The sequence below is a fragment of the Cohnella sp. OV330 genome, from assembly GCF_900112065.1.
GTDB lineage: Bacteria > Bacillota > Bacilli > Paenibacillales > Paenibacillaceae > Cohnella.
On record NZ_FOKE01000007.1, the window covers coordinates 133898 to 155207 of the forward strand.

The 21310-nt window shown below is 60.3% G+C and carries 19 protein-coding genes, 2 tRNA genes and 1 pseudogene; 16 read left to right on the forward strand and 6 right to left on the reverse strand.

Annotated features, from left to right (window positions below; translation table 11 throughout):
* Positions 1-2: 2 nt before the first annotated feature.
* Positions 3-1328 carry a spore germination protein gene (locus BM235_RS17680; RefSeq protein ID WP_158544033.1) on the reverse strand — a complete coding sequence of 442 codons (1326 nt, stop codon included), beginning with the start codon at positions 1326-1328 and terminating at the stop codon, positions 3-5.
* A 185-nt stretch (positions 1329-1513) separates the two neighbouring features.
* Between BM235_RS17680 and rph the strand changes: the two genes are divergently transcribed.
* Both rph and rdgB read left to right on the forward strand, forming a co-directional pair.
* Positions 1514-2260 (forward strand): ribonuclease PH, encoded by a 747-nt coding sequence (gene rph, locus BM235_RS17685; protein ID WP_090115556.1) that lies wholly within the window; start codon positions 1514-1516, stop codon positions 2258-2260.
* Positions 2257-2919 (forward strand): RdgB/HAM1 family non-canonical purine NTP pyrophosphatase, encoded by a 663-nt coding sequence (gene rdgB, locus BM235_RS17690; RefSeq protein ID WP_090115557.1) that lies wholly within the window; start codon positions 2257-2259, stop codon positions 2917-2919. The genes rph and rdgB overlap by 4 nt, the downstream gene beginning before the upstream one ends.
* Positions 2920-3168: 249 nt before the next feature.
* Here the strand turns inward: rdgB and asnB are convergent, their stop codons facing one another.
* The gene (gene asnB, locus BM235_RS17695; RefSeq protein WP_090115558.1) at positions 3169-5022 is read right to left on the reverse strand and encodes an asparagine synthase (glutamine-hydrolyzing); all 1854 of its coding nucleotides are present in this window, start codon (positions 5020-5022) and stop codon (positions 3169-3171) included.
* Between the two features lie 149 nt (positions 5023-5171).
* On the opposite strand from asnB, the gene BM235_RS17700 reads away from it, so the two are divergent.
* From BM235_RS17700 to BM235_RS17705, 3 genes are all read left to right on the forward strand, one after another.
* Positions 5172-5522, forward strand: a complete 351-nt coding sequence (locus BM235_RS17700) for a hypothetical protein (protein WP_143106698.1) — start codon at positions 5172-5174, stop codon at positions 5520-5522.
* A 38-nt stretch (positions 5523-5560) separates the two neighbouring features.
* The gene (locus tag BM235_RS32595; protein ID WP_255374446.1) at positions 5561-5695 is read left to right on the forward strand and encodes a hypothetical protein; all 135 of its coding nucleotides are present in this window, start codon (positions 5561-5563) and stop codon (positions 5693-5695) included.
* A gap of 87 nt (positions 5696-5782) precedes the next feature.
* Positions 5783-6697: a DUF4850 domain-containing protein gene (locus tag BM235_RS17705; RefSeq protein ID WP_090115560.1), complete on the forward strand. Its 915-nt coding sequence runs from the start codon at positions 5783-5785 to the stop codon at positions 6695-6697.
* Between the two features lie 9 nt (positions 6698-6706).
* On the opposite strand, the pseudogene BM235_RS17710 reads toward BM235_RS17705, so the two are convergent.
* Positions 6707-7134, reverse strand: a pseudogene (locus BM235_RS17710) (EamA family transporter).
* A 129-nt stretch (positions 7135-7263) separates the two neighbouring features.
* Between BM235_RS17710 and BM235_RS17715 the strand changes: the two are divergent.
* Positions 7264-7854, forward strand: coding sequence for a thymidine kinase (locus BM235_RS17715; RefSeq protein WP_090115561.1), 591 nt, complete (start codon positions 7264-7266; stop codon positions 7852-7854).
* Between the two features lie 201 nt (positions 7855-8055).
* Here BM235_RS17715 and BM235_RS17720 read toward each other — a convergent pair.
* The 3 genes from BM235_RS17720 to BM235_RS17730 all read right to left on the reverse strand — a co-directional run bounded on the left by BM235_RS17720 (position 8056) and on the right by BM235_RS17730 (position 8954).
* A tRNA-Arg gene (locus tag BM235_RS17720) sits at positions 8056-8129 on the reverse strand.
* A gap of 50 nt (positions 8130-8179) precedes the next feature.
* Positions 8180-8770, reverse strand: coding sequence for a GNAT family N-acetyltransferase (locus BM235_RS17725; RefSeq protein ID WP_158544031.1), 591 nt, complete (start codon positions 8768-8770; stop codon positions 8180-8182).
* A gap of 110 nt (positions 8771-8880) precedes the next feature.
* Positions 8881-8954 (reverse strand) — tRNA-Gly (locus tag BM235_RS17730).
* A gap of 139 nt (positions 8955-9093) precedes the next feature.
* Between BM235_RS17730 and BM235_RS17735 the strand changes: the two genes are divergently transcribed.
* The 10 genes from BM235_RS17735 to BM235_RS17780 all read left to right on the forward strand — a co-directional run bounded on the left by BM235_RS17735 (position 9094) and on the right by BM235_RS17780 (position 21227).
* The gene (locus BM235_RS17735) at positions 9094-10008 is read left to right on the forward strand and encodes a HEAT repeat domain-containing protein (RefSeq protein ID WP_090115563.1); all 915 of its coding nucleotides are present in this window, start codon (positions 9094-9096) and stop codon (positions 10006-10008) included.
* Positions 10009-10119: 111 nt separating this feature from the next.
* On the forward strand, positions 10120-11409 hold the full coding sequence (gene tig / locus BM235_RS17740; RefSeq protein ID WP_090115564.1) for a trigger factor: 1290 nt from the start codon (positions 10120-10122) through the stop codon (positions 11407-11409).
* Between the two features lie 197 nt (positions 11410-11606).
* Positions 11607-12197, forward strand: coding sequence for an ATP-dependent Clp endopeptidase proteolytic subunit ClpP (clpP, locus tag BM235_RS17745; RefSeq protein WP_090115565.1), 591 nt, complete (start codon positions 11607-11609; stop codon positions 12195-12197).
* Between the two features lie 11 nt (positions 12198-12208).
* Entirely contained in the window at positions 12209-13465 is a 1257-nt protein-coding gene (gene clpX, locus BM235_RS17750) for an ATP-dependent protease ATP-binding subunit ClpX (RefSeq protein ID WP_090115566.1), read from the forward strand.
* Positions 13466-13559: 94 nt separating this feature from the next.
* Positions 13560-14699: a flavodoxin-dependent (E)-4-hydroxy-3-methylbut-2-enyl-diphosphate synthase gene (ispG, locus tag BM235_RS17755; protein WP_090115567.1), complete on the forward strand. Its 1140-nt coding sequence runs from the start codon at positions 13560-13562 to the stop codon at positions 14697-14699.
* Between the two features lie 172 nt (positions 14700-14871).
* The gene (locus tag BM235_RS17760; protein WP_090115568.1) at positions 14872-15246 is read left to right on the forward strand and encodes a four-helix bundle copper-binding protein; all 375 of its coding nucleotides are present in this window, start codon (positions 14872-14874) and stop codon (positions 15244-15246) included.
* 183 nt (positions 15247-15429) lie between these two features.
* Positions 15430-17220 (forward strand): ATP-dependent protease LonB, encoded by a 1791-nt coding sequence (gene lonB, locus BM235_RS17765; RefSeq protein ID WP_090115569.1) that lies wholly within the window; start codon positions 15430-15432, stop codon positions 17218-17220.
* A gap of 175 nt (positions 17221-17395) precedes the next feature.
* The gene (gene lon / locus BM235_RS17770; RefSeq protein ID WP_090115570.1) at positions 17396-19819 is read left to right on the forward strand and encodes an endopeptidase La; all 2424 of its coding nucleotides are present in this window, start codon (positions 17396-17398) and stop codon (positions 19817-19819) included.
* A gap of 19 nt (positions 19820-19838) precedes the next feature.
* Positions 19839-20483, forward strand: coding sequence for a ribosome biogenesis GTP-binding protein YihA/YsxC (gene yihA, locus BM235_RS17775; protein ID WP_090115571.1), 645 nt, complete (start codon positions 19839-19841; stop codon positions 20481-20483).
* 153 nt (positions 20484-20636) lie between these two features.
* On the forward strand, positions 20637-21227 hold the full coding sequence (locus BM235_RS17780; protein WP_090115572.1) for a non-ribosomal peptide synthetase module: 591 nt from the start codon (positions 20637-20639) through the stop codon (positions 21225-21227).
* Positions 21228-21310: the final 83 nt, after the last annotated feature.

Sequence of the window (21310 nt, forward strand, 5' to 3'; positions counted from 1 at the left end):
GCTTATTGGATCTTGTCGCTGGCTTTGCCCGCCTTGCTCTGGAACAGGGCGAAGTAGGGCTCGCCGAAGCTTCGCATGTTGCACAAGTACACGACGAGCATGAACAAGCCGACCACGACGCCGACGAGTCCCGCGAATACGGCGACGATGACGAAGGCGTACTTCAATATGCGGATGAAATAGCTGAAGGTAGAATTGGGAATGACGAAGTTGGAAATGGCCACGACGGACGTGACGATGATCATGATGCTGCTGACCAGCCCCGCCTGTTGGGCGGCTTGACCCAGGATGAGACCGCCGACCGTCGCCGCCGTCGAGCCGACCGACCGGGGCAGCCGGAGGCTGGCCTCGATGAGCGCCTCGATCATGAACAGCATGAGCAGCACCTCGATGAAGGACGGATAAGGCACCGCCGCGCGGCTCCCGTCGATCGTGAAGGCGAGCTGGACTCGGAAAACCTCGGGGTTGTACGACACGATCGAAATATAAAGCGCCGGCAGCATGAGCGTCAGCATCATCGAGACATAGCGCAAGCCGATGAGGAACCGGCTCATCCAGGACGGCTCGTAATGGTCGTCCATCGCGTACATGAAGTCGAAGAAGTGAACGGGCAGCAAAATGGCGAACCGGCTGCCGTCCATCAGAACGGCCAGCTTCCCTTTGTTCAGATGGATGCTGAGTCGATCGGGCCGTTCCGTGATTTGCGTGATCGGGAACAAGCGGTATTTGGCTTGCGAGATCTTCTTGGCCAGCTGACCGGCGGACAGGAGCAGGCCGCTATCCAGGTCGCGCAGCCGCTTGCGCACCTCTTCCAGCGTCGTTTCGTTGCGCTTGGCGCGGTCGTAGAGCAAGGCGATTTTGGATTTGGATTGGTTTTGAGGCTCGAAGTTTTCCACGGCCAGCTCGGGAATGTTGTACAGATTGCGGACCAGCGTCAGGTTAAGGTCGAGATTTTCGGTAAAAGCGGATTGCGGACCTTGCAGGGACGCCTCCACTTGCGTCTGGTCAGGCTTGGTCTGCATTCTCCGGATGGCGCGGAATAAGAACACTTCTCCTTCGTATTCGATGATGACGTAGCCTTTGAGCAAAAAATCGACCCATTTCTCGGGGGGGACGTCCTTCATGAACCCGATGCTCGTATGCAGCAATCTGCGAAACTCGTCGGGGTCGAACCGGTAAGAAAAAGGCACGATAATGGCGTCCTTCAGTTGGTCCATGTCGCACATGCCGGGAAAGAAGCAAATTTGCATTTTGGCGTAGCCATTGTCCATCGTTTCGGCCGTAAAATCGGAAGGCGTGCCGAGAATTTCTTTGACTTTTTCAAGCATGGCGGAGCCTCCTTTCATTTCCAGTCCCGGATAGGTTGCCCTGAAAATGGGAACTCATGCGTGCAGCCTCCTCGGTCCCTTTTGCGGGTCCGAAGATGCTTTTGCCCGTGCACTCTGGTAAAATGGGATGGATTTGTCGGGGGGACGCTTGTCCCGCCGCTTAAGCTCAAGGAGGAATGGCATTCATGAGATCCGACGGAAGAGATCGCGGCGAGCTAAGACCGATGGCCGTCGTGCTGAATCCGAACAAATACGCCGAAGGCTCGGTGCAGATCGAGATGGGCGATACGAAGGTGCTCGTCACGGCCACGGTGGAGGAGCGCGTACCGCCGTTCCTGAAGGGTCAGGGCAAAGGTTGGGTCACGGCCGAATACGCGATGCTGCCGAGAGCGACGCATTCGCGGAATCAGCGGGAATCGGTGAAGGGCAAACAGGTCGGGCGCACGATGGAAATCCAGCGGTTGATCGGGCGCGCGCTGCGCTCCGTCGTCAACCTGGAAGCGCTCGGCGAGCGGACGATTACGCTGGACTGCGACGTGCTGCAGGCGGACGGCGGCACGCGGACCACCTCGATTACCGGCGCGTTCATCGCGCTCGCGCTTGCCGTTCACAAGCTCGCGGGCACGAACGCGTTCGCGAAGTATCCGCTGACCGACTATCTGGCCTCGGTCAGCGTAGGCGTCTTGGGCGACGCCGCGCTGCTCGACCTGAACTACGCGGAGGACTCCAAGGCCAAGGTGGACATGAACGTCGTCATGACGGGAGCCGGCGCCTTCGTTGAAGTTCAGGGCACGGGCGAAGAGCAGCCGTTCTCGCGGACCGAGCTGGACGGCATGCTGGCGCTGGCGGAGTCGGGCATCGCGAGGCTGATCGAACTGCAGAAGCAGGCGCTGGGCGAAGCGGGCGCGCGGATCGGAACGGTGCGGACATGAGGCTCGCGCCGGGAGATACGCTGCTCGTCGCGACGCGCAACAAAGGCAAGACGGCCGAGTTCAGGGCGGCCTTCGCGGCGCTCGGCGTGAAGGTGGCCGACTTGACCGAATTCGAGGGCGGGCGGGATATCCCGGATATCGTGGAGGACGGCGATACGTTCGAGGCGAACGCCACGATCAAGGCAAGGACGGTCGCGCTCGCGACCGGGCTGCCCGCGCTCGCGGACGATTCGGGCTTGTGCGTCGACGCGCTCGGCGGCGCGCCGGGCGTCTATTCGGCGCGATACGCCGGCGAAGGCGCCACCGATGCGGACAACAACGCGAAGCTGGTCCGCGAGCTGCGCGCAGCGGGAGCTTCCGTGCCGGACGATATCGCGGGAGGCGCGTCGGAGGCGCTGAGCACGGCCCGCTTCGTCAGCTGCCTCGTCCTCTTCAAGCCCGACGGCGACACGCTGAGCGCGGAGGGGACCGTCGAAGGCATCGTGACCGGTGCGCCGCGCGGCGAAGGCGGGTTCGGCTACGACCCGCTGTTTTGGCTCCCTTCGCACGGGCGGGCGATGGCGGAGCTGAGCGTAAGCGAAAAAAACGCGATCAGCCACCGCGGCAATGCGCTGGCGAAGCTGCTTGAACGCCTCGGGGCGCCCGGGGCGGATCGTTGAACGGCGTGCTGCTTATCATGCGGCGGGATCCATCGCACCTGTCTTCGGATCGCTTCTTGGGCCGATGAACTAACCAGCGAGTGGAAAGAAGTCTCGCTTAGGACTACTTCAGCCCGCCTGCGCGCCTGAGCCCGTCAAGAAGTCTCCATCAGAACTCCTTCGGCCAGCCGGTGACTTGATACCCAACAACCAACACGCAAAAGGATGGAGCAGATTGGATTCTGCTCCATCCTTTTTGTCGTCTAAAAGTTAAACGAGCCTCACTTTGTACGAGCGCAGCCAGTAATCGACCTGCAGCAGGTAGGCGAAAAGCTGCGGGCCGCTCATGAGCTGCCCGAACCAGGGCAGGTTCGTGCTGGCATCGGCCGTCTCGGCGATTTGGCGAACCTTCTTCCCGTCGATCAACTGCAGCAGCGGAGACGACGCGTCGTCGAGACGTTCTAGCAGGCGCGTTTTCACCGCGGACAAGTAATTCGGATTATGCGTCTTCGGATAAGGACTCTTTTTACGGTAGAGCACGTCGTGCGGCAGTACGCCCTCGAGCGATTTGCGGAGAATGCCCTTCTCCCGGTCGCCAGCCTGCTTGATTTTCCACGGGACGTTGAACACGTAGTCGACCAGCCGGTGATCGCAGTATGGCACCCGCACTTCAAGCCCGGCGGCCATGCTCATCCGGTCTTTGCGGTCCAGCAGGGTCGGCATGAACCGGGTGATGTTCAGGTACGACATGCGGCGCATGAGACGCTGTTCCTCGTTTTCGCCGGGCAGCGCCGGCACCTCGCTTACGGCCTGCGCGTAGCGGTCCGCTACGTATTCCCGCGGACGGACCGATTCGAGCACGCCGGGCGACAGGATGCTCTCCCGGAGATCCACGGACAGCGACCAGGGGAACGTGTTCGCTTCCAGCGCTTCCTTGCGGTGGAACCACGGATAGCCGCCGAACACTTCGTCCGCGGCTTCGCCGGAGACCGCGACGGTCGCGCCCTTTTTAATCTCCTTGCAGAACAAGTACAGAGACGCGTCGATATCCGCCATCCCCGGATAATCCTTGGCACGCACCGCCGCTTCCAACGCTTCGACGAGCTCGGGCGTATCGAACTGGATCGGATGATGGACCGTGCGCAGATGCTCGACCATCCGCTCGATCCATGGCGCGTCTGCGTTCGGCTGGAAGGCGTGCGCCTTGAAGTGCTTGTCGTTGTCGACGTAGTCTACGGAGTACGTTTCGACGTTGCCCTGTCCCGTGCGATTGTAATAGGCGACCGCGAGGGCGGTCAGGGCGCTGGAGTCCAGTCCGCCGGACAGCAGCGTGCACACGGGCACGTCGGAGGCGAGCTGGCGTTCGAGCGTATCCGCGAGGAGCTCGCCGATGCGCGCGGCCGTCGCCGCTTCGTCGTCCTCGTGCTCCCGGCTCTCGAGCTGCCAGTACGTCCGGATGCGCAGGCCGTTTCGGTCGAAAGTGAGCGTCTGTCCCGGCTTCAGCTCGGACAGCCCGCGCCAGATGCCGTGGCCCGGCGTCCTCGCGGGGCCGAGCACGAACAGCTCGGCGAGTCCTTCGCCGTCGATCTCGGGCTCCACGTCAGGGTGAGCCAGTACGGCTTTCGGCTCCGAACCGAACAGTAGCCGGACATCGTCGTGCCGGTAGAAGAACGGCTTGACCCCAAGCCGGTCGCGCGCGGCGAACAGCGTCTGTTCGAGCGAATGCCAGACGGCGAACGCGAAGATGCCGTTGAGACGCTCCACGCAGGCCGGGCCCCACTCTACGTAAGCTTGCAGCAGCACTTCCGTATCGCAGCTCGTCTTGAACGCGTAGCCGAGGGAGAGCAGCTCCCTTTTGAGCTCGGGCGCGTTGTACAATTCTCCGTTATAAACAATGACGCAGTCGTGATCCTCAGCTTCCTTCGACGGACGAATCATCGGCTGCGCGCCGTTCGCGGGATCCATGACGGACAAGCGCCGGTGCCCGAACGCGCAATGGCGGGAAAGCCAAGTGCCCGAGGCGTCGGGCCCGCGCAGCTCCAGCGTTTCCGTCATGCGCTCGAGCACGTCGGCCTGTTGCGTCAAGTCCCGATTCCAATCGATCCAGCCTGTTATTCCGCACATGGCCTATCGCAACCTCCCCGCTGGTATTGCCTGGCTGCCTTATGAATGGGGCAAAACCAATCATAGGATGTGTATGCGGAATTCAGAGTAAAATGTCTGTCCTTGCGGAAAAAATAAGAACGGGCGCCCGAAAGGAGAGGGATGCGGCCATGTTGACGGTTAGGCACGCCGCTTTTCGAAGAGTGCTGGCGAGGGGAAGGCAATTGTACGGCGAGGTAGAGGTGCACACCGACCTTGCGCGCGCGCCGCGTCTGCTGGCTTACTTCCGCAAGGAAGACGACGGCAGGCTGCAGCTCGTCCGCGTGATGAAGGAGGACTCCTATCTCGAGCCGGGCGTCATCGGCGTCGTCGATCTCCCCGTCTATGCCGCCACCGAGGACGTGACGGAGCAGCTGTTCAGCGGACCAGACCATGCGGCGGGAGAAGACAGGCACGTTTTCGGCCGGCAGATCGTCGCGATCGGCGAGGTGCGGCAGGCGCTCGAGCAGGCGCTCGTATGACAAGCCGTTCAGCTTAAGTTGCGGGAGGAGGGATTTGCATGCCTGGCAAAAGGAAGAAGAACAAAGGCAACAGCTACGCCGAGCGGGGCGAGGAATTCGCCGAAGCGGTGATCAAGGCGACGGAAGGCAACCATCCGGCGCAAAACGCGCCTGCGTCGCCCCACAACCGATAATCGGAAAGTCGTCATCGACGCCGTGCAACTTGGCGGACCGCCGCCTCGTCTTATTTTCCAAACGGAAAAATAAGGGAGCCTGGCGATATGCGCGAGACCTCATTCAGACATACGACAGCGCGGCGAATCGTCATCGCCGCGCTGTTCGTCATGGCGCCTGTTTGGCTGAACGCCTGCGGAGCGAAGCACGGGGCGGAGGAGGCGCGAACGACAGCGGCCGCCGTCGTCTCGGTGACGGACGGTTCGATGGCGGGCGGCTCGACTGAAGTTGGCCCGTCTGCGGCAGCCGGTTCATCCGCGCCGGAAGCGGCGGCCGAGAAGACGCGAACGGCAGCGCCCAAGGCGAGCGAATCGCGGACGGTAACCTTCGGCGACGCGGCGGGAAAAACGGCTGTCACGCTGCCGCTAATCGGCGTTCCGACCGAGTACGGCGTCGACGGGGGCGGTTCGCCGCCGTCGATTTTGCCTGCGGCGGAACTGCCGGCGCAGGCATTCGCCGTTCCGAAGAAGCTGGCTTCGGAGCTGGCCGTCTACTGGATGAATCTAGGTTATGATGAGCGAGGGTTCATGATGCTGGCCCCGAAGGAATGGAGGGTCAAAGGCGTCGTCGGCGCGGACGGCTCGTTCGGCATGCACGCCGAGGATCCTGCGGACGCGGGACGGTTCCTGGATACGATCGATACGGCGGGCGGCTGCCAAGGCTGCGCGATCGCCGATATAGGCGCATACTTTCCGAAACTGGCGAAATGGGCGGAGGAACAAGGCTTCCCTGCCGAATCGCCGAAGGCATACCTGACTTCGAAATTAGTCGGGGACCGCATGATCGAATTTACGGAAGCGCCCGGGGAGGGGCATGGCGGATACGGCGTGCTTGGAGCGGCGTACGAAGAGCACGAGGGAGGCCGCTTGTTTCGGAGCGCCAGAACGGGGTACGCCGAATCGGATCAAGCGGCCGCCGAGACGATGATCGCTTTTTATGAGTGGATGTACGGCGATCGTTGAACGGCTTGCCTACTTCAGCGCGGTCAGGATAACCCCGATCGTGATCAGCCGATGCCGATTCCGTTCAGCAGCGTGATTTTTTCTCCGAGGAAAAGAAAAGCGAGCAGCGCCGCGAGGACCACGCTGAGCTTGTCGACCGGTCCCACCTGCGCGACCTTGCCGTATTTGAGCGCAAGAAAATAAAACATCCAGGACACGGCTCCTGCCACGCCGCTGAGCGCGACGAAGCCAAAAGCTTTCTTATGACCCCAGATCGTGCCTAGCTCGCCCCATTTGCCCTGGACGACCACGACGCCGAGCATGAAGACGGCCATAATGACCGAGCGCACGGCGGTCGCCGCGTTCGAGTCGATGTTCTGCAACCCGACCTTCCCGAAGATGGCGACGAGCGCGGCGGCCGCGGCGGATAGCAATGCATAGATCAGCCAGATTCTCATTTTGCGGAAAAACCTCCGTAGACGAGTGTATGCTTCGCAAGGCCTGCGCCGTCACCGAGACGCGCGATCGGTGTTATAATAGTAGGAAGCGATTGAACGCTAGAACACGGCAGCATGGAGGCAGACGGCTTGGCACATTTATACTTCAAGTATGGCACAATGAACAGCGGGAAATCGATCGAAATCATCAAAGTCGCGCACAATTACGAAGAACAAGGGAAGCGCGTGCTTCTCTTTACCCCGGCCATCGACACCCGTATCGGGGCGAACCTCGTCGGATCGCGTACCGGGCTGACTCGCCCGGCGATCCCGGTGGGGGCGGATACCGATCTGTTCGAGTGGGTCCGCCGGGAGCAAAGCGGCGACGGGCAGCGCATCTCCTGCGTGCTCGTGGACGAAGCCCAGTTTCTCAATAAGCGCCAGGTGCTGGAGCTCACGTGGATCGTCGACGAACTCGACATTCCCGTCATGGCGTTCGGCCTCAAGAACGACTTTCGCAACGAGCTGTTCGAAGGCAGCTACAACCTGCTCGTCAACGCGGACAAGATCGAAGAGATCAAAACGATCTGCTGGCACTGCGACCGCAAGGCGACGATGGTGGTCCGGTCCGTCAATGGCGTGCCAGTGAACGAAGGCGACCAGATCATGATCGGCGGCAACGACGATTATAAGCCGGTGTGCCGGAGCTGCTACCGCAAGACGTTTCAAGGCGGACTCTGAGCGCATGGCTTGGACGAAGCAGATGTAGGTCCCCGAGTCTCGTACGCGAGGCGCGGGGATTATTTATTTTGCACAGGCGAATCGATCGGAGCGGGGAACGGAAGCTTCGCCGATTTTGACAAAAAACCCGCAAAGCCTTTGATATCAAGGCTTAGCGGGTTATGAACGACTTAAATGAGTCAGTCTATAGTGAATAAAACACGTCCCAAGAGGGATTCGAACCCCCGACCGCACGCTTAGAAGGCGTGTGCTCTATCCAGCTGAGCTATTGGGACACAGCTTGATCATATTACCACAGGGACGGTACTGCGCTCAAGTCCCATTTTTAGAATTGTGCCGCATGCACGCTTGGCACGCGAAGTTCCTTGCGCATATGCCGGTACGGATGGCCGTTGATGCGGATGCGCTTGTCTTCCTCGAACCCGAGCCGGGCGTACAGGGCGCGGGCGCTGTCTTTCCCGATATCGACGTTCAGCCCGATCGCGGCGTATCCCCGCGCGGTCGCTTGCAGCTCGGCATGGCGGATGAGCGTCTTGGCGAATCCGCGGCCTTGATATTGCGGGAAGACGGCTACGGCATCGATGTAATATTCGTCTTCGTCCGCTTCGCGATCCTGCACGGCGTCCCCGAAGCCTTCAGCGCGGAGCCGCTCGGCGATAGGCGCATAGAGCGCGTCCGCTTGATCGCCGCCGTAGCACAGGATGGTGCCGGCAGGTTCGCCGCCTTCCGCAATGAGCAGCGCATGACGCTCGGCGCTGAACCGATTGCCCGGCGTCCTGTAGTATTCGGCCAGCTTTGCGAGCACGGCCGCTTCGGTATGTTCGCCGGTGAGCCTGAAGGCGATGTCTTCGATGGCCAGCAGCACAAGCCTGGATACTGCTGCGGCGTCGGCAGGGTTAGCGGATCTGATTTGCATCGCGGAGGACCTCCATTTTCGCATTTTCCAGCTGAGAAATAAAATTTCGCATTTTCCAGCTGAGAAATAAAAAAGCCTCTGCGGCAACAGAGGCTCGTCGGTTATGCGGTTGGAGCGGGTGATGGGAATCGAACCCACGCCTCAAGCTTGGGAAGCTGGCGTTCTACCATTGAACTACACCCGCGTAGCAGTAGTATAATAGCATAGCTTGACCGCTCTAGGCAACGCGCGGCTTTTTTATTTGTTTCGTCTTCGTGATATAATTCGTGAATCGGACTGGTCAAGCAAGCACTCGGACAGCGATGGAGGAAGGGGTTCGCGGCGTGTCGGACTTCACCGGGGATAATCTGGTCTTGTTTCCCAAGACCTTGGACTACTATCAGATACAATTGACGCGCATGCTCGAGACGGAGCGATACGGGGAGGCCAAAGGCCTATTGGACTTCCTGCTGCAATGCGGAGGCGAGGCGGAGCGGCATCATACCGAGTGGCAGGCGCTGCTCGGTTGGCTGGAAGCGGCTTTTCCGGAGGCCACGGCGACGGGGTTGCCCGGGGACGATGCGAACGGCGCCGAAGAGGAAGAAGAGGACGCGGATTCGATCCTTAAGCAGCGGGTGCTGGACCGGGCGGCCGAGGATCCTGCGTATTTGCAGCGGCTAATCTCCATTCTCTTCGACGACGAGGACCCGGAGCAGCAGCTGCTGGCGCTGGGCCAAATGACGCATCTCCCGGGACATGAGGCCGAATCGGCGCTGCGTAGATGGCTGTCCGAGCGCGAGCACCATCCGCTCGTGCAGTTCCGCGCGCTGCAGCTGCTTCGCAGGTTCGGGGCCGAGGGGGCGGCGGTCATGCTGCGGGAGGGCGAGGCGCTGACGCTCGAGATCGAGGAGACCCCGCTGTCCTTCGAGGAATTTCCTTCTGCCGTGCTCGAGGTGCCCGAGCGTCTGGGACGAATGGCGGAGGTATCCGATCCCGCGTTGTCCTACTTCGCTGACGAGATGTGGCGCGAATGCGTGCAGGCCGCCTACGGCTCCAACGTGTTCAAATGGATGATGGAGGCGGACGACGGCGCTTCGGATCTATGGGCCGCGGCGCTTCACCAGCATTTGCAGGAGAAGCTCCACGGACAGTCGGGCGACGAATGGACCCGCGAGCAGTACGGCATTACGGGCGACCTGCGGTTCCGGTACGAGCAGGCGCTGCGCTGGCTGAGGGCGTACGGAGCGGACAGGGTCTGATCCGCGACCCGTTTTTACCTTGAATTCGCTGCCAGTCTTGTTCTATAATAAAATGGTTTATGTCAATCGGCCGCATCAGGCGGCAAGACGTCTTCGGAGGGATTGAATATTATGCAAGCAAAATGGGAAAAAATAGAGAAGAACCTCGGCGTTCTTGAGGTCGAGATCGACGAGGCGCAGGTCGCCGAGGCGCTTGACAAAGCCTTCAAGAAGGTCGTTCAAAAAGTAAACGTACCCGGTTTCCGCAAAGGCAAAGTGCCGCGCGGCATCTTCGAATCCCGCTTCGGCATCGAGAGCCTGTACCAGGACGCGATCGACATTCTGCTGCCCGGCGCTTACAGCGAAGCCGTCGAACAGACGGGCATCGTGCCGGTAGACCGTCCTGACGTGGACGTCGAGCAGTTCGGCAAGGGACAGTCCTTCATTTTCAAAGCTAAAGTAACCGTTAAGCCTGAAGTGAAGCTGGGCGAGTACAAGGGCCTCGAAGCCCCTGCTGCTGACAGTGAAGTCAAGGAAGAAGAAATCGCGGCCGAACTCGAGCGCCTGCAGAACCGCCACGCCGAGCTCGTCGTCGTCGACGAAGGCCCCGCGCAAAACGGCGACACCACGATCATCGACTTCGAAGGCTTCCTGGACGGCGTGCCGTTCGAAGGCGGCAAGGGCGAGCGCTATTCGCTCGAGCTGGGCTCCGGCTCCTTCATCCCTGGCTTCGAAGAGCAAGTCGTCGGCTTGAACATCGCCGAGGACAAGGACATCAACGTCACGTTCCCGGAGAACTACCAAGCCGAGAACCTTGCCGGCAAGGACGTCGTGTTCAAGGTGAAGCTGCACGAGATCAAGCGCAAGAACCTGCCTGCCCTGGACGACGAGTTCGCGAAGGACGTCAGCGAGTTCGACACGTTCGACGAATACAAAGCGGACCTGACGAGCAAGCTGAAGGAGCGCAAGGACAAAGAAGCCGAAGCCGCCAAGGAAAACGCCTTGATCGACAAGGCCGCCGAAGGCGCCGAGCTTGAGATCCCGAATGCGATGATCGAGTCCGAGATCGACAGCATGCTGAAGGACTTCGAGAGCCGTCTGCGCATGCAAGGCATGACGCTGGACCTGTACTATCAGTTCAGCGGCCAGGACGCAGAAGCGCTCAAAGGCCAGATGCGCGTCGACGCCGAGAAGCGCGTCCGCAACAACCTGGTGCTCGAAGCGATCGCGAACGCGGAGAATCTCGAGATTTCCGAGGACGAGCTGTCCGCGGAGCTGGACAACCTCTCCACGATGTACAACCGTTCCGCCGACGAGCTTCGCACGATCTTCGGCTCCAACGGTTATATCGACACGCTGAACGCCGACCTCAAGGTCCGCAAAGCCGTCAAGTTCCTGCTGGAGAACAGCAAGACCGCATAATCGCCGAGACCGACGCGAAGTCGGCTTTCGGCTCATAATCATGGGGCACGTGATCATCGCGTGCCTCATTTTTAACCCTACATATGCTGGAAATAAGCCCGAACCGCGCGGTTTTTTCGCCGACATGACATTCGGGTATGAACATGTTAGAATATTACCGAATCGCGAAGTCCATTTCAGAAAAGAGGTTGGCGCGTATGGCATTGGTCCCTATGGTCGTTGAACAGACTAACCGCGGAGAGCGGTCTTATGACATCTACTCGCGGTTGCTGAAGGACAGAATCATATTTCTAGGCAGTGCGATTGATGACGATGTCGCCAATCTCATCATGGCCCAGCTGTTGTTCCTCGCCGCAGAAGACCCGGAGAAGGACATCCATCTTTACATCAATTCCCCAGGCGGTTCGGTCACGGCCGGCATGGGTATTTACGATACGATGCAGTACATCAAGCCTCCGGTGAGCACGATCTGCGTCGGCATGGCCGCGAGCATGGGATCTCTGCTGCTGACGGCGGGCGCTCCCGGCAAGCGCTTCGCGCTTCCGAACAGCGAGATCATGATCCACCAGCCGCTCGGCGGCGTGCGGGGGCAGGCTTCCGATATCAAGATTCACGCCGATTGGATCGTCAAGACCAAGGAGAAGCTGAATAAGATCTACGTGGACCGGACCGGACAGCCGTACGAGAAGATCGAGCGCGATACGGACCGCGATAACTTTATGAGTGCGGACGAAGCGCAGGCTTACGGGCTGATCGACAAGGTCATCTCTTCTCCGACCAACGTATAAGGAGTGATTCCATGTTTAAATTCAACGACGAGAAGGGCCAGCTGAAATGTTCCTTCTGCGGCAAGTCGCAGGATCAGGTTCGCAAGCTGGTAGCCGGACCGGGCGTCTATATATGCGACGAGTGTATCGAGCTGTGCACGGAGATCGTCGAGGAGGAGCTCGGACACGAGGAAGAGCTCGATCTCAAGGATATTCCGAAGCCGATCGAGATCCGCAATATTCTGGACCAGTACGTCATCGGCCAGGAGCAAGCGAAAAAGTCGCTGTCCGTCGCCGTTTACAATCACTATAAGCGGATCAACTCGCAAAGCAAGATCGAGGACGTCGAACTGCAGAAGAGCAACATCATGCTCGTCGGCCCTACGGGCTCGGGCAAGACGCTGCTCGCGCAAACGATGGCCAAGATCTTGAACGTGCCGTTCGCGATCGCCGACGCGACTTCCCTGACGGAAGCCGGCTATGTTGGCGAAGACGTCGAGAACATTTTGCTGAAACTGATCCAGGCTGCGGACTATGACGTAGAAAAGGCCGAGCGCGGCATCATCTACATCGACGAGATCGACAAAGTGGCCCGCAAGTCCGAAAACCCGTCGATCACTCGCGACGTATCTGGCGAAGGCGTCCAGCAGGCGCTGCTGAAGATTCTCGAAGGCACCGTCGCTTCCGTGCCTCCGCAGGGCGGACGCAAGCACCCGCATCAGGAGTTCATCCAGATCGACACGACGAACATTCTTTTCCTGTGCGGCGGCGCCTTCGACGGCCTCGAGCAGATCATCAAGCGCCGGATCGGCAAAAAGGTCATCGGCTTCAGCGCGGCCCTCGAAGGACAGAAGGAGCTCAAGCCGGGCGAATATCTGTCCCTTGTACAACCGGAGGATCTGCTGAAGTTCGGCCTGATCCCCGAGTTCGTCGGCCGTCTGCCGGTCATCTCTTCGCTGGAGCCGCTCGACGAGCCCGCTCTGGTACGCATCCTGTCCGAGCCGAAGAACGCGCTGGTCAAGCAATACCAGAAGCTTCTCGAGATGGACAACGTCAAGCTCGATTTCGAGCAGGGCGCGCTCGAAGAGATCGCCCGCGAAGCGATCAAGCGCAACACGGGCGCCCGCGGTCTGCGCGCCATCATCGAGGGCATCATGCTCGAAGTGATGTACGAGGTGCCGTCCCGCGACGACGTCAATACTTGCGTCATCACCGAGAAGGTCGTCCGCGACAAGATCGCGCCCGAGCTGACCAACAAGAAAACGAAGAAAAAAGAAGAGAGCGCTTAAGGCGCCTCTATTCCGCTCAAGATCCACCCCGCCCCCTCGCGAACGCCGTGCGGAGGCGGGGTGGACTTATGCCTTTTACGGGGTGAACTGAACCATGTATTTGCGTACGGATACCGTGCCGGTCCGCGTCGGCAACCTGACGATCGGCGGCAACAATCAAGTCGTGCTGCAGAGCATGTGCACGACGAAGACGGCGGACGTCGCGGCCACGGTGGCCGAGATCAAGCGTCTCGAGGAGGCCGGCTGCCAGATCGTTCGCGTGACGGTTAACAACAAGGAAGCGGCTGCCGCGATCAAGGAGATCAAAAAGCAGATCAGCATTCCGCTCGTCGCCGACATTCACTTCGACTACAGGCTGGCGTTGCTGGCGATCGAGAACGGCATCGACAAGGTCCGGATCAATCCGGGCAACATCGGGCGCCGGGAGAAGGTCGAGGCAGTCGTCAAGGCGTGCAAGGAGCGGGGAATCCCGATCCGGATCGGCGTCAACGCGGGCTCGCTGGAGAACCATCTGCTCGAGAAGTACGGCTATCCGACCGCCGAAGCGATGGTCGAGAGCGCCTTGTTCCACATCGGCATTCTCGAAGAACTGGATTTCCACGATATTATCGTCTCTCTTAAGGCATCCGACGTCCCGATGGCGATCGAAGCGTATACCAAGGCGGCCGAGGTTATCAAATATCCGCTCCACTTGGGCATTACCGAAGCAGGCACGCTGTTCTCGGGCACCGTCAAGAGCGCGGCAGGTCTCGGCGTTCTGCTGAACGCCGGCATCGGCAACACGATGCGCATCTCGCTCAGCGCGGATCCGGTCGAGGAGATCAAGGTCGCCCGAGAGCTGCTCAAGACGTTCGGTCTGATCACCGACGCGCCGACGCTGATCTCTTGTCCGACATGCGGCCGCCTGGACATCGATCTGTTCTCCGTGGCCAACGAGGTCGAAGAGTATTTGTCCAAGCTGAAGGTGCCGATCAAGGTGTCCGTGCTCGGCTGCGCGGTCAACGGTCCCGGCGAAGCGCGAGAGGCCGATATCGGCATCGCGGGAGCCCGCGGCGAAGGCATGCTGTTCCGTTACGGCGAGATGATCCGCAAGGTGCCGGAGGCCGAGCTCGTCGGCGAGCTGAAGAAGGAGATCGACCACATCGCGGCCGTGTACGCCGAGACGGGCGAGATTCCGGGCCGCAAGCAGCATGCGCCGAAGCCCGGCGTCGCGGCCGGCACCGGCACGCTTTGAGCATTTCTTAGAATCGCCGTCGAATGCGGCATTGGGAAGGCCCCGCTTTTGGCGGGGCTTTTTTGCGTTATCCAGGCAGGCACGAGGCGACGCCAATCGGATCGGCCGCTTTTGGGTAAAAAGAGCAAGCGGAAACATTTATATCAGCGTCGAGAAGGAGGAATGCATCAACATGGCCGAAGCGATAATCAAAAGCATGGAATCCTGTATCGAGGACTGCCTCGCTTGCGTAAAAGCTTGCAATGAATGCTACGACGCATGTCTTGGGGAGACGCACATCGATAAAATGCGGGACTGCATCCGGCTCGACCGGGAGTGCGCGGACCTGTGCGCGTTCACGGCGCAGGCGCTAACGATGCGAAGCAGCTATCGCGGGGAACTCGCGCTGCTGTGCGCGGAAGCGTGCCAGCGCTGCGGAGAGGCTTGCGCGAAGCACGAACACGAGCATTGCCGGCGTTGCGCGGAAGCTTGCTTCAAGTGCGCCGAGTCTTGCCTGAAGCTGGCGCGCGAGCTGAGCGCGCTTCAAATGGACGCTGCGCATGCTTAATCCCAGACAGTCGCTAAGCGCGCAGCCATTTTAGGCAGCAGGGCGCGATTTGCTCGCTGACTGCCAACCTCATCCTCGCATGACTATATCCGCCTCCAACCGGGCAATACTAAGAATTATGCTGCCAGCTTGCCGGTTGGACGGACGTGGGATCCACGACGCTAGTAGAGAGGATGAGGTTATATGGCACTGGGCACCGTTTTGATGCTCGTACAAGTATTTTTCGCCGTCGTAATCGGGATTTACTTTTGGAATCTGCTTCGCAATCAAAAAACGAACAAGACGGCCGTCGACCGGGAATCGCGCAAGGAGATGGACAAGCTGCGCAAGCTGAGGTCCATCTCGCTCACGAAGCCGCTATCGGAAAAGACGCGTCCTGTGTCGATGAACGATATCGTCGGACAACGCGAGGGCCTCCGCGCGCTCAAGGCCGCGCTGTGCAGCGGCAATCCGCAGCACGTCATCGTCTACGGGCCTCCCGGCGTCGGCAAGACGGCCGCTGCGCGCGTCGTGCTGGAAGAGGCCAAAAAAAATCCTTCGTCGCCCTTCAGGCTCGAAGCGAAGTTCACGGAGATCGACGCGACGACCGCCCGCTTCGACGAGCGCGGCATCGCCGATCCGCTGATCGGCTCGGTTCACGATCCGATCTACCAGGGCGCCGGCGCGATGGGCGTCGCGGGCATTCCGCAGCCTAAGCCGGGCGCGGTCACCAAGGCGCACGGCGGCATCCTGTTCATCGACGAGATCGGCGAACTGCACCCGATCCAAATCAACAAGCTGCTCAAGGTTCTCGAGGATCGCAAGGTATTTCTCGAGAGCGCCTATTATCATGCGGAGGATCCGAACATTCCGCTCTATATCCATGACATCTTCCAGAACGGGCTGCCTGCCGACTTCAGGCTCGTCGGCGCGACGACGCGATCGCCGAGCGAGCTGCCGCCGGCGCTGCGCAGCCGCTGCATGGAGATCTACTTCCGGCCGCTGCTGCCGTCGGAGATCGGCGAGATCGCCCAGAACGCGGTCTCAAAGATCGGTCTGCCGGCCGACCCGGAAGCCGTCGAAGTCGTCAAGCATTACGCGACCAACGGCCGCGAAGCCGTGAATATGATCCAACTGGCGGCGGGGTTGGCTTTGTCTGAAAATCGCCAGCGAATCTCGGCCTCCGATCTCGAATGGGTCGTGAACAGCAGCCAGCTGCCGCCGCGACCGGACCGTAAGGTGCCCGACAAGCCCGCGGTGGGCTTCGTGAACGGCCTGGCGGTGTTCGGGCCGAGCATGGGCGCGCTGCTCGAGATCGAGGTGACGTCCATCCCGGCGGTTCCGGGCAAGGGCGTCTATACGATTACGGGCGTCGTCGAGGAGGAAGAGATCGGGGGCGGCCAGCGCACGCTGCGGCGCAAGAGCATGGCGAAGGGATCGGTCGAGAACGTGCTGACCGTGCTTCGCACCTTTGGTCTCAGGCCGGAAAATTACGACCTGCATATCAACTTCCCCGGTGGGACGCCGATCGACGGACCGTCGGCCGGTATCGCGATGGCCGTCGCGATCGCTTCCGCGATCACGGGCCAGCCGATCGACAACAAGCTCGCGCTGACGGGGGAGATCAGCATCCACGGCCGCGTGAAGCCGGTCGGGGGCGTGCTCGCGAAGGTCGAGGCGGCCTTCCAATCCGGCGCGGACACGGTGCTCATTCCGAAAGAGAACTGGCAGGCGATTTTCGAAGGGCTGCAAGGCGTCAAAGTCGTTCCCGTCGAGACGGTGGAGGAAGTGTTCGTTCGCGTGTTCGGTCCGGCGCCGCTCCGTCTCCCCGGCGAGCTCGAGACCGCGGATCGGCCGATGCCGGCCGACGGTTATACGGCGGCGGCCCCCTTATCGATCCTTCATGCCGGATCGCCCGCTTCCCCGAATCCGTCCGAGAACGTTCGCGCTCCGCTGCATGGAGACGGACGCCCCGCGCCTGGCGCAGGCGTTTAAGCGGTTTGATTCCGACTGCCGGTACGAGCGCCGTCCTTCGGGCGGCGCCGCTCTGTTTTTTGCGGCGCGCAATTTCTTTTGATACAATGACTGAAGGGTTAGCCGCCGGCTACTGGCGACCCTAACCATACCGGGCCACGCCGTTATCGGCTAGGCTTGAGGAGGTGCCGTCCTTATGGCTTCGAACAAGACGAAGAGCCGTTCATTGCCTTTGCTCCCTCTACGCGGGCTGCTCGTCTACCCCAGCATGGTGCTGCATCTGGACGTAGGCCGCGAGAAGTCGATCAAGGCGCTCGAGCAATGCATGATCGACGACCACATGATCCTGCTTTGCTCCCAGTCGGAGATCAATATCGAAGAACCGACGCAGGAGGACATTTACCGCGTCGGCACGATCGCCAAGGTCCGGCAGATGCTGAAGCTGCCGAACGGCACGATTCGCGTGCTGGTCGAAGGCGTCGTCCGCGCGGAGATCGAACAGTATTTGCCCAATGACGGCTTCTATGAAGTCGTCGCCCGGGAGCTCCCGGAGCCGGATTCGAACGATTCCGAACTGGATGCGCTCATGCGCGCGGTATTAAGCCAGTTCGAGCACTATATCAATCTGTCCAAGAAGGTCACGCCGGAGACGCTCGCCGCCGTGTCGGACATCGACGAGCCGGGCCGCCTGGCCGACGTCATCACCAGCCACCTGTCGCTCAAGATCAAGGACAAGCAGGAGATTCTCGAGACGGTCGAAGTGCGCAGCCGGCTGGAAAAGCTCCTCGACTTCCTGAACAACGAGCGCGAGGTGCTGGAGCTCGAACGCAAGATCAGCCAGCGCGTCAAGAAGCAGATGGAGAAGACGCAAAAGGAATACTATCTGCGCGAGCAGATGAAGGCGATCCAAAAGGAACTCGGCGAGAAGGAAGGCCGGGCAGGCGAGGTTGAGGAGCTTCGGAGCCAGCTTGAGGAGAAGAAGCTGCCGGAGAAGATCGCCGCCAAGGTAGAAAAGGAAATCGACCGCCTCGAAAAGATGCCGGCCTCGTCCGCGGAAGGCGCCGTCATCCGCAATTATATCGAATGGCTGCTTGCCCTCCCGTGGAACAATTTCACGGAGGACCACCTGGATCTTACGAAGGCCGAGCAGATTCTGGACGAAGCGCATTCCGGCCTCGAAAAGCCGAAGGAGCGCGTGTTGGAATATCTGGCGGTTCAGCAGCTCGTGAAGAAGCTGAAGGGACCGATCCTCTGCCTTGTCGGGCCGCCCGGCGTCGGCAAGACGTCGCTCGGCCGCTCGATCGCCGCTTCGCTCGGCCGCGAGTTCGTGCGCATCTCGCTCGGCGGCGTCCGCGACGAAGCGGAGATCCGCGGACACCGTCGTACGTACGTCGGCGCGATGCCGGGCCGCATCATCCAGGGCATGCGCACCGCAGGCTCGATGAACCCGGTATTCCTGCTCGACGAGATCGACAAGATGGCGAGCGACTTCCGCGGCGATCCGTCGTCCGCGATGCTCGAGGTGCTCGATCCGGAGCAGAACGCCACGTTCAGCGACCACTATATCGAGACGCCGTTCGACCTGTCCAACGTCATGTTCGTGACGACGGCCAACGTCGCCCATCAGATCCCGCGTCCGCTGCTGGACCGGATGGAGGTTCTCTATATTCCGGGCTATACCGAGCTGGAGAAGCTCGAGATCGCGAAGCATCATCTGCTGCCGAAGCAGAAGCGCGACCACGGCCTCGAGGAAGAGCAGCTTGTCATCGATGAGGAAGTGCTGATGCAGCTCGTACGGGGCTACACGCGCGAATCGGGCGTGCGGAACCTGGAGCAGCAGCTCGCCGCGATCTGCCGCAAAGCGGCCAAGATCATCGTAGGCGATGCCGAGGTCAAGTCCGTCGTGGTGGACGCCGCGAAGCTCAAGGAGTTTCTCGGCCCATCCAAGTTCCGCTACGGAATGGCGGAGCTTGAGGACCAGATCGGGGCCGTTACGGGCCTCGCCTGGACGGAAGTCGGCGGAGACACGCTCGTCATCGAGGTGACGGTGATGCCCGGTTCGGGCAAGCTGACGCTGACCGGCAAGCTAGGCGACGTCATGAAGGAGTCGGCGCAGGCCGCGTTCAGCTACACGCGCAGCCGGTCGATCGCCCTCGGCATCGATCCGCAGTTTCACGAGAAAAACGATATTCACATTCATATTCCCGAAGGCGCGATTCCGAAGGACGGTCCGTCGGCGGGCATTACGATCGCCACGGCGTTGATATCCGCGCTCACGAACCGGCCGGTGAACCGCGAGGTCGCCATGACGGGCGAGATCACGCTCCGCGGCCGCGTGCTGCCGATCGGCGGCCTGAAGGAAAAGTCGCTCGCCGCCCACAGAGCCGGCATCAAGACGGTGCTGCTGCCGAAGGACAACGAGCGCGACCTTCGCGACATTCCGGACAGCGTGCGCAGCGAGATGACCTTTATCCCGGTGGCGCATATGGACGAGGTGCTCGAGCACGCAATGGCGACCAAGCTGAGCGACCTGCCCAGCGGGGATGAGCCGATCACGGCCGAAGTAGCGATGCCGCGAGAGGGCGATAGGGAAGAGCTTCCCCCGATGGGGACGCATTGACGGGAGTGTACCGCTTCATATGAAAATCAAGTCCAGCGAATTTATTATCAGCGCAGTAGGACCCAAGCAATATCCCGTTGACGGCTTGCCGGAGATCGCTCTGGCAGGCCGTTCCAACGTCGGCAAGTCTTCGCTGATCAACCGCTTGCTGCTCCGGCGCAATCTCGCCCGCACGAGCTCGCAGCCCGGCAAGACCCAGCAATTGAACTACTACAAGATCAATGAAGAAATGTACTTCGTCGACGTGCCGGGCTACGGCTACGCTAAAGTATCCAAGTCGGAGCGCGAGGCTTGGGGCCGGATGATCGAGAATTATTTGCGTCAGCGGGAGGAGCTCAGGCTCGTGATTCAGCTGATCGATCTGCGGCATCCGCCCACCGCGCTCGATATTTCCATGTACGAGTGGCTATCCCATTACGATATTCCGCTGTGCGTCGTCGGCACCAAAGCCGACAAGCTCTCGCGCAATCAGGTGGCCAAGCATGGGCGCATCATGCGGGAGACGCTCGGCATGCCGAAGGGCGCGCCGCTCGTTTTGTTTTCATCGGAGACCGGAGAGGGTAGAGATGATTTATGGCGCATTATCGCCCACGCCGCTGATATTCCCGTTGCTTCCCCTCCTGAATCGCAGCATGAACGGCAGGAAACCGAGGATAACGGTTAATTGTACGGTTCAATGCCGGGAGGAATCGATTTTTACGGCTTTTTTCGGCTAAATCGGGTTTTCTTCGGAAGATAAGATCGAGCCGGATGTCGTATAATTAAAAAGGCAAGGAATCATCACCTTCGTGAACAAAATGGAATTGAGGAGATTTTTATGGCTAAGCGGGTAGCCACAGAGTATGTAAACGCCAGTCTGACATTGACAGAAGCCGAGATGCGAAGCTTAACCTCCCTGTGCGGAACGCAGCAGCTGCGCCAGCAGATATTCGTGCTGGAGAACGGCAACCAAGAAATGGTTCTAGAAGACGAAGCTGGCGGAGAGTCGATCCGCTTGACGTTCGAGCGTCGCGGCGGCCGTTACCGTTGCTCTTTATCCTGCAGAGTCGTCCAGCCCGGTCTTACCGACGCGCTGCGCAAGATGGTGTCCTCGTTCAAGGGGGATGCCGTCGTCAACCGTATTTATCCCGGTTTTACGATGGTTTATCATTACTTAGGCGGCAATGTCGTACGCATCGTCGAATGCAAGGGCGACGCCATCCGCACCGTTTTCGAGCACGAGAGCGCGCTAACGGCGATGGAGTCCCGTTACAAGCTGTGCGCGGTCGAGGAAGAGATCGCGATCGTACGCGGCGCCGTCAACGAATTGCTCGACCTTCGCAATACGCTTACGGATGCGGACCGCATCGCGGAGATCGACGAGCGACTGAGACATCATAGCCGATTGCTATTCGCGCTTGAAGCTTAATCTACCTATACGAATCCCGTGAAGAACCTGCCTTCTCCCTAGGCGGGTTTTTTATTATGTCTGCCTATGCGCATGTCGTTTCA

Excerpts from the sequence above, each read along its gene's own strand:
- BM235_RS17680 (WP_158544033.1), bottom strand. The coding sequence starts at position 1,328 with ATGCTTGAAAAAGTCAAAGAAATTCTCGGCACGCCTTCCGATTTTACG.
- rph (WP_090115556.1), top strand. The coding sequence starts at position 1,514 with ATGAGATCCGACGGAAGAGATCGCGGCGAGCTAAGACCGATGGCCGTC.
- rdgB (WP_090115557.1), top strand. The coding sequence starts at position 2,257 with ATGAGGCTCGCGCCGGGAGATACGCTGCTCGTCGCGACGCGCAACAAA.
- asnB (WP_090115558.1), bottom strand. The coding sequence starts at position 5,022 with ATGTGCGGAATAACAGGCTGGATCGATTGGAATCGGGACTTGACGCAA.
- BM235_RS17700 (WP_143106698.1), top strand. The coding sequence starts at position 5,172 with ATGTTGACGGTTAGGCACGCCGCTTTTCGAAGAGTGCTGGCGAGGGGA.
- BM235_RS32595 (WP_255374446.1), top strand. The coding sequence starts at position 5,561 with ATGCCTGGCAAAAGGAAGAAGAACAAAGGCAACAGCTACGCCGAGCGG.
- BM235_RS17705 (WP_090115560.1), top strand. The coding sequence starts at position 5,783 with ATGCGCGAGACCTCATTCAGACATACGACAGCGCGGCGAATCGTCATC.
- BM235_RS17725 (WP_158544031.1), bottom strand. The coding sequence starts at position 8,770 with ATGCAAATCAGATCCGCTAACCCTGCCGACGCCGCAGCAGTATCCAGG.
- tig (WP_090115564.1), top strand. The coding sequence starts at position 10,120 with ATGCAAGCAAAATGGGAAAAAATAGAGAAGAACCTCGGCGTTCTTGAG.
- clpP (WP_090115565.1), top strand. The coding sequence starts at position 11,607 with ATGGCATTGGTCCCTATGGTCGTTGAACAGACTAACCGCGGAGAGCGG.
- clpX (WP_090115566.1), top strand. The coding sequence starts at position 12,209 with ATGTTTAAATTCAACGACGAGAAGGGCCAGCTGAAATGTTCCTTCTGC.
- ispG (WP_090115567.1), top strand. The coding sequence starts at position 13,560 with ATGTATTTGCGTACGGATACCGTGCCGGTCCGCGTCGGCAACCTGACG.
- BM235_RS17760 (WP_090115568.1), top strand. The coding sequence starts at position 14,872 with ATGGCCGAAGCGATAATCAAAAGCATGGAATCCTGTATCGAGGACTGC.
- lonB (WP_090115569.1), top strand. The coding sequence starts at position 15,430 with ATGGCACTGGGCACCGTTTTGATGCTCGTACAAGTATTTTTCGCCGTC.
- lon (WP_090115570.1), top strand. The coding sequence starts at position 17,396 with ATGGCTTCGAACAAGACGAAGAGCCGTTCATTGCCTTTGCTCCCTCTA.
- yihA (WP_090115571.1), top strand. The coding sequence starts at position 19,839 with ATGAAAATCAAGTCCAGCGAATTTATTATCAGCGCAGTAGGACCCAAG.
- BM235_RS17780 (WP_090115572.1), top strand. The coding sequence starts at position 20,637 with ATGGCTAAGCGGGTAGCCACAGAGTATGTAAACGCCAGTCTGACATTG.